The organism is Streptomyces sp. HSW2009, assembly GCF_040240285.1.
GTDB lineage: Bacteria > Actinomycetota > Actinomycetes > Streptomycetales > Streptomycetaceae > Streptomyces.
Window position 1 is genome coordinate 1 of sequence record NZ_JBEHZD010000434.1, and the last position, 6,988, is coordinate 6,988.

General features: G+C 68.7%; 5 protein-coding genes and 2 pseudogenes. 3 read left to right on the forward strand and 4 right to left on the reverse strand.

What is annotated here, in order from left to right; genetic code table 11:
- Positions 1–154: 154 nt before the first annotated feature.
- Both AAHZ94_RS25415 and AAHZ94_RS25420 read right to left on the reverse strand, forming a co-directional pair.
- Positions 155–567: pseudogene (locus AAHZ94_RS25415) on the reverse strand (transposase); the annotation flags it as partial.
- A 262-nt stretch (positions 568–829) separates the two neighbouring features.
- Positions 830–2,275: a hypothetical protein gene (locus AAHZ94_RS25420; RefSeq protein ID WP_349995522.1), complete on the reverse strand. Its 1,446-nt coding sequence runs from the start codon at positions 2,273–2,275 to the stop codon at positions 830–832.
- 1,023 nt (positions 2,276–3,298) lie between these two features.
- Between AAHZ94_RS25420 and AAHZ94_RS25425 the strand changes: the two genes are divergently transcribed.
- On the forward strand, positions 3,299–3,847 hold the full coding sequence (locus AAHZ94_RS25425; protein ID WP_349995524.1) for a hypothetical protein: 549 nt from the start codon (positions 3,299–3,301) through the stop codon (positions 3,845–3,847).
- Between the two features lie 65 nt (positions 3,848–3,912).
- Here the strand turns inward: AAHZ94_RS25425 and AAHZ94_RS36510 are convergent, their stop codons facing one another.
- Positions 3,913–4,083, reverse strand: coding sequence for a LuxR C-terminal-related transcriptional regulator (locus AAHZ94_RS36510; protein WP_502964778.1), 171 nt, complete (start codon positions 4,081–4,083; stop codon positions 3,913–3,915).
- Positions 4,084–4,257: 174 nt separating this feature from the next.
- Entirely contained in the window at positions 4,258–5,298 is a 1,041-nt protein-coding gene (locus AAHZ94_RS25435; protein WP_349995525.1) for an NAD(P)-dependent alcohol dehydrogenase, read from the reverse strand.
- 92 nt (positions 5,299–5,390) lie between these two features.
- Here AAHZ94_RS25435 and AAHZ94_RS25440 point away from each other — a divergent pair, with 92 nt between their 5' ends.
- Both AAHZ94_RS25440 and AAHZ94_RS25445 read left to right on the forward strand, forming a co-directional pair.
- A complete protein-coding gene (locus tag AAHZ94_RS25440) occupies positions 5,391–5,984 on the forward strand; it encodes a TetR/AcrR family transcriptional regulator (RefSeq protein WP_349995527.1) in 594 nt (197 codons plus the stop codon).
- Positions 5,985–6,481: 497 nt separating this feature from the next.
- Positions 6,482–6,877, forward strand: a pseudogene (locus AAHZ94_RS25445) (ABC transporter ATP-binding protein); the annotation flags it as partial.
- Between the last annotated feature and the right edge of the window lie 111 nt (positions 6,878–6,988).

Below are 6,988 nucleotides of genomic sequence, written 5' to 3' on the forward strand. Positions count from 1 at the left end.
CGCCACGACGTTCACACAGTCGGCAAACCAAGCTCCACGAAACGACGAACGAAGAAGTCAACGGACCCACGTCCGCGACGCATAGGTTAAAGATCAAGCTAGGGCTGTCCCGTAAATGACCTACGGTGTGCTGGTTGACCAGCCCGTCTCTCCATTACCCGGCCAGGGCGAGGTTGTGCAGGCGGGCGACGCCGAGCATGGCGTGGTGAACGCCGTCACTTTTCAGGCGGCAGTCGCGGAGGATCTTCCAGCACTTCATTCGGGCGAAGACGTGCTCCACGCGGGCGCGAACCGTGCGGTGGGAGGCGTTGTGTTCCTCTTTCCAGTCCGGGAGCTCGGCCTGGCCGCGCTCGCGGCGGTGCGGGATGACCAGGCCGGTGCCCCGGTAGCCGCCGTCCGCGATGACTGTGGTGCGACCGACGGCGTCCTTCACGCCGGCCAGCTCCCACGCCCTGCAGTCGTTGCGGTTGCCGGACAAGGGCCGGCCGACCGCGACCACGAGCCGGGTGTCGCATCGATGACGACCTGGTGGTTGGTCGAGTACCTGTAGTCCATCGAGGTGGGGGCCGAGGCCGAACGCTCCGCTCTCAGTCGGTCTTCCGAGTGGAATGAAGCACACCGCGTCCTCCCAGGAGTGCTGGGCTGCCGGGCGACGACCTCCGGTGCAAGCTCCTCGCAGGCCTGCTCGTCTGCCTCCGGGCAGCAACGTTGACTGCCGGTGGAGCTGCCCAGGGTCGCAGCATGAGCCGCCTGGGTGATGGGCGAGTTCCTGGACGAGGAGCTGTACGGGCTGCTGGTCGAGGACTGGAAACCGCACCGACGTGAGGAGTCAGTCTGTGCTGCGTCCCGCGACCGGCTGCTCATCGTCCTCCTGCGTCCCCATCTCCTGGTTCTCGGCCTCCTCGTCCTCGTCCTCGTCCGACTTGGCGTAGTCGATGTCGAAGCGCTTGCAGAGGAGTTCGGTGTGGCTGCCCAGCACCTTGTTCGGGTCCAAGGCAGCGACGTGGAAGTCGACCGTGCGGCTTCTGCCGTTCTTCGTCCAGGAGACCCGGTAGTTGATGCTTTTGCACACGTGGAAGCTGTCGGGAATCATCTGTGCGGTGGCTGTCAGTGAGACCCCTGAGACGGCCCGGTCCCGGACCATCATCTTGACGAAGGTCTCAAGCACCAGGTGGAAGCCGTTCGCGGCGTCCAGCCCGGCCACCAGATTGCCCTCCTCGTTCGGCTCGCTGTTGTCTCTGCCGCCCAGAGTGAAGGCGATCAGGTGCAGCCACTGCCACTTCTTGGTCGTGTCGTCGTAACCGCTGCTCATGGCGGCCTCGCGGGCCGAGACGTTGTACATAGCGGTCTTCTGGCTGGGCGTGTGGCCCTTGCGGATGCCCGACCACCTGTTCAGGCGCTGGCCGTCAAGGTTGACCGGACCGGCGGTCTTGGTCGTACCCGCGTGCTTCGTGAGACCGCTGCCAAGTTTCGCCGGCCGATTGGTCAGGGTGCTCTGGTCCACCACCGGCAACTCGGGCTGACGGGCTTCGGGGTCGGCCACAAACGTGTGCACCCGGTGGTCCTCGTCGCCCTCTTCATACGCGTACATGCCCACGGCGGACAGGGGCGTGCCGTTGGGTGTGGTGACCGTGTCCGGTGTCGTCGGTCGGCTGGGCACCTGGATCGGGCGGAAGTGGGGCTTGTCTGGGAGTGGCAGCGCGCTCGCGTTCCGCTGCCTCGGGGTGCCGGTGTAGGACGAGACGAACGCGGTCTGCTTCTTGGGGACCTTGCCCACCGTGCCGCTCTGGAACAGAGTCCCACCGGCAGCGGCCAGGTTGGCTTCGGCGATCTGGTCCAGCTTGTTGCCGATCGCCTGCACTCCGGCCTGGACCACGTCCTCGTCACCGGGGACGGCCTCGTAATCGGCGGTCGCCGGATCGTGGTGCATCGCGCGGATGGCTACGTCGGGGAGCCGGTCCAGCGTCGTCGCCCTCGTGCGCTTCTGTCCCCGCTTCCTGATGCCTCCGAGCACGTGCCCCTTCAGCACTGACCCGTCGAACTTGCGGGTGAGCTTCTTCATCTTCTCGGTGAGCTGCGACTTGTAGTCGGCGAACTTCTCTTTGCCCTTGCTGGCTGTCGTCGCGACCGGAGCGGCGGCCGTAGCCGGCGTGTCGACGTTCATGGCATCGGACGACTCGTCCTCGTCGAGGTCCATCGCCGCGAACTGCGTCGACGGCGGCGGCTGGTCCGCCGCGTCGTCCGCGCGCTGCACCGAGAGGGGAGCGCGTTGCACGGGGAGACCCGACCGGCGCACCATCCTGACCACGGCGGCGTTTCCAGCAGACGACTGGAGCGCCAGGGCCCAGGAGCCATGCGGGGCGGCCCCGGGCGCCGGGGAACGGCGGGCCGGGGACGGCGCGGTCCGGCGCTGTCGGGCGGCAGCCTCGGGAGCCTGGTCGTACGCGGGCATGCAACCGCCTCCCGTATCCGGTGACGTGTCCCTGGATACCGCCACCTGGATTCCCCGCGACAGGGCCGCGGGGACAGTCGTACGGGCAGACCGGGTTCCCCACACGGCAGTCCGACGCCAAGCTGTTTGGGGGCACCGCTCCACGCTGACGTCCGCGGCGCGAGAGGCGCCAGGCTCCCGCTCCACCGCTTCCGCGCTGCCCTGGGCCCGCCCCACCGCACCGCCACGTGCTACGGCTGCCAGCAATCAACCAGCCAGGACACCCCCTCCCACACCACCCGCCCAGCCACAGCCCCCGAACACGAACCATCGACGGCACCGGCCGCTCGGCCACGGCCACGGCAGGGACAGGAGTAGGAGGAGGAGAGGGGGAAGGCAGATCGGGGGCGCGATGCCCGTGCGCTCGGCAGATCCTCAAGGCCGACACCACCCGGGAAGTGCAACCCCCGATCGCCCCTCAAACCGCAGCCAACACACCCCGCGGCACACCGGCCGGCACCGGAGACCCGCAACATCACGAATCCTCGCCCCTGCCTCCGCCCCAGCCTTGACCGACACCAACCACAGCGGGCTCGCAACCACCCCGGCGCAACCGTAAGTAGCCGCCTGAGTACCTTTACTCAGGACAGGCCCGGACGGCTCCGAAAGGTTTGGATCATGACGACGCCGCCGCTCGCCGGCCCCCCATCGCATCAGCCCGAGGCCACCGGACACGGCAACACCCTTTCCCCAGGCCCGAGTTATGGGGCGCCTGCGAACGCCGCGGGGAACGGGTTTCCGTACCCTCCCGCCCCGAGCATGCCAGCCACGCCCCCTCCGCCGGCCGGACGGTCACGGAACCGCAGGATGATGGTCGCCGGTCTCCTCGCGCTGCTCCTCCTGCTTGCCGGCGGGGCCACCGCGTGGTGGGTGACGCGCGACGAGGACCGCTCCCCGCTGGCGGGGCAGCCGCGGATCACGGACGAGAAAGCCGGCATCTCCTATCCGATACCCGAGGGCTGGAAGCCCAACAAGAACGACCTGATCGACGCCTTCACCTCGGCGGCCGGCATGAAGAGCGCCGACGGCGAGGGCAGTTCGGTCATGGCCGGCCGGGCCGACGGCGTACCGCAGTCCAGGCTGCGCTACGAGGCGGAGCGCGCGGCCTCGTCAAACGCCGAGTTCTTCTGCCCGGACTCGAAGGCGACGCCCCAGGAGTCCAAAGCCACAACGGTGAGCGGCCGGCCCGCGCACACGGCAGTGCTGAAGGTCACCCACCCCGACTGCGGCACCCTCCATCTCCGCCTGACCCTCATCTCCCTGGACGACAACCGCTCGGCCTTCCTCCTCGGCATCACCGAACAACAGGGGCGGGAGCAGGTCGACTTGCTGCTGGAGAACGTCTCCCTGCTGTAGTCGGAATTGTTCGCGACGGCCCACCTGCTCGCCCGAAACTCCCAAGCCACCCATCACGCCCGCACCTACGCGAGAACAGCCGGCACCCTGCGATGGCTCTCATCCGTCGGGGGCAGGCCCAGCTTGGGGAAGATGCCCGTGATGTGCATACCGATCGCGGCATCCGCAACCACCAGTTCCCTGGCAGTCGCGCTATTGGCCCCGCCCTCCGCGATCAGCGCCAGGACCTCACGCACGCGCAGCGTCGGTTGTTCCAGCGGGCCGCGGCGCCGGCGTCGCAATTCGGCGTACCGTCTCCGGGTCGAGACGACCGTGCCACCGCCCGCGACCTCGTGCAGCGCGTCGATGAACCCCTCCTGCTGCTGAGGGGCGGGCGGGGCGTACCCAGTCCCCCACCCGCGCCAGTCCCATCAATCAAGGTCCGACATGTCGAGCACGAAGCGGTAGCGGACATCGCCACGTCGCAGACGGTCCAGTGCCCTGTGCACCTGCGATGACAGGAGCAGCTCGATGTCGGCGGCGATGGCGTTGTCGGCGCAGAACCGGAGCATCTCCGCCGTCGCCGGCCGGCCTCCACTGCCTGCGGAACTGAGCTTCTTGCGGCCGATGAGCAAGTCCACGACGTCGACGGTGATGGGACCCAGGTGCCCAAGGAGGCTGAGGGTGCCGTCCATCGCCACCAGTTTCAGGTACGGGGCGAGGTCATGCAGAGCGGAGACGGTGTCAATGACGACGTCAAAGGTGCCGCGGGCCGCGGCCATCCGACGGGTGTCGGTGGAAGCGATGAGGTCGTGCGCGCCGAGATTGCGGGCGTCTTCGAGTTTGTCCCGGGTGCGGCTGATGACCGTGGTGGTGGCGCCCAGTGCCACGGCCAGCTTGACCGCGAGGTGCCCGAGGCCACCCAGGCCAGCTACGGCGACGCGGCTGCCCGGCCCGACACCGAGGTGACGTAACGGTTCCCAGACCGTGATACCGGCGCACATCAGGGGGGCGGCTGCGGCCGGGTCAAGGCCGTGGGGAAGCGGATAGGCGAAGGCGTCCCGTACGACGTACTCACGGGCGAAACCGCCCAGGGTCGTCACCCCGTCCTGCCGATCGGCGGCGCCGTAGGTCAGCGTGGGATAGGAGTGGCAGAAGTTCTCCTGGCCGGCCTCGCACATGGCGCACGCACCGCAGGAGTCGACGATGTTGCCCACCGCGACACGGTCGCCGATCGAGAAAGCGGTCACCGCCGGCCCGGCCTCCGTCACCACGCCGGTGAACTCGTGGCCCGGCACCAGGGGTTCCTGTGCGTGCGGGCCATGGGCTTGCATGGCGTGCAGGTCGCTGTGGCACACGCCGCAGTAGTCGACCCGCAGCGCGATGTCGTCCGGACGCAGGTCACGGCGGTCAAGCGAGGTGCGGCGGAGCACGGTCGGGCCGGCCGCCCGCCATCCGGTGGTCGTTCGCATGCCCACTCCTTAAACAGACTGTTCGGTTTGCCAAGGCTAGCCCCGGCGACCCAGCAAAACAAACCAACTGTTCTGTTTTGTAGGATGGGGGCATGCCGGAACAGCCCCAGACCTCGCGAGGCGCTGCGACCTACCAGCGCATCCTGGACGCCGCCACCGACGAGTTCGCCCAGCACGGCATCGCCGGAGCGCGCGTCGAACGCATCGTGACGGCAGCACGCACCAACAAGGCCCAGCTCTACGCCTACTTCGGCGACAAGGAACGCCTCTTCGACGCGATCTTCCTCAGCTCACTGGAGCGCATCACCAACGTCGTCCCCATCGACGCCGACGACCTCGCCGAGTGGGCCGTACGCCTCTACGACGAATACCTGCGCCGCCCCGACCTGATCCGGCTGGCCACCTGGGCACGGCTGGAGCGCCGACCCGCCGGACACCTCGTCGAGACGCACCAGCACTACGACGACCACAAGCTCACAGCCATCACCGAGGCACAGGCAACCGGCCGGGTCCGGGCGGGCGACCCGTTCGACATCATGGCCATGGTCATCGCCATGTCCATGGCCTGGTCCCCGGTCAGCAACGTCTACGCGGCCAGCGGCGAAGAACCCGACGCCGTACACGACCAGCGTCGCACCCTGCTCCGCGACTGCGTCCGCAGCGCCACCGCGGCCGGCAAGGGCTAACCCCCCTTCGCTCACCGCGACCGACACCTCGGCATCGCGCACGCCCGCAACCCTCCCCTCAGTGCGCGTTCCGCGGGCTCCGGCGCCAGCCCCGCCCCGTACCCAGGACTCGACGCCACAGGCACACCCACACGCACACCCTGAGCCGCAGGCACACCCACGGCACGTACACAGGTACAGGCACAGGCACAGGCGCGGGCGCACCCAACTCTCACCTTCGGGGGCCGCGTCGAGTAACCCACCACCCCGCGCCCCTGCCCGCACACGAAGACACGCGCGAGGACGCGCGCGCGGTGCCCGCGAGCCTGCACCCTCGGCGATTCGGCCAACTGCCCTACTCCGTAACCCTGCTGCGGGAACCGGGTCCATGCATCCGCCATGCGCCGTCGGCCGCTCCATTTCGGGAATCCGGGACCGACCGAAACACATGTGTTCGATATTCCGGCCAGGTCGTTAGACCCCGCGACCACCTCGTGCGACCGTCAGGGGGACCTGCATTGACCTCGGCCACTCCCCACGAACACTCACCCACCACACCCCCGCCATCCCCCTCTCCGCAACCGCCACCACCGCCCGCGGAGATCACCTACAGCGGACAGTTCTCCGTCAATCCGCTCGCCGAAGTCTCCTTCCGTCGCGTGTGCGCGCAGATCCCCGCCGTTCTGGGGCGGATCGCCCGGTTGGCGTGGCGGACCGACCGGCGCGCCGTGCAGATGCTCCTGGTCTGCCAGGTCGTCACGGGCGTCTCGGCCGCCGCGTTGCTGACCGCCACCGCCCAGGCGATGGAGCCCGTCCTTGGTGACGGATCGGCCGGCGACCGGCTCCGGGCTGCCGTCCCCGCGCTGGTGGTGGTCGCGTTCGCGGCCCCCCGGGGGGGGGGGGGGGGGGGGGTGGGTGGGGGCCCCGGCGCCCGCCCCCCCCCCCCCTATATACTGGTGTTTTGTTTGGGCCGGGTCTCCAACCCAATCTCTTTTTTTTTTTTTTTGTAAATGGGGGTGTCCGAG

Excerpts from the sequence above, each read along its gene's own strand:
- AAHZ94_RS25435 (WP_349995525.1), bottom strand. The coding sequence starts at position 5,298 with ATGCGAACGACCACCGGATGGCGGGCGGCCGGCCCGACCGTGCTCCGC.
- AAHZ94_RS25425 (WP_349995524.1), top strand. The coding sequence starts at position 3,299 with ATGATGGTCGCCGGTCTCCTCGCGCTGCTCCTCCTGCTTGCCGGCGGG.
- AAHZ94_RS25440 (WP_349995527.1), top strand. The coding sequence starts at position 5,391 with ATGCCGGAACAGCCCCAGACCTCGCGAGGCGCTGCGACCTACCAGCGC.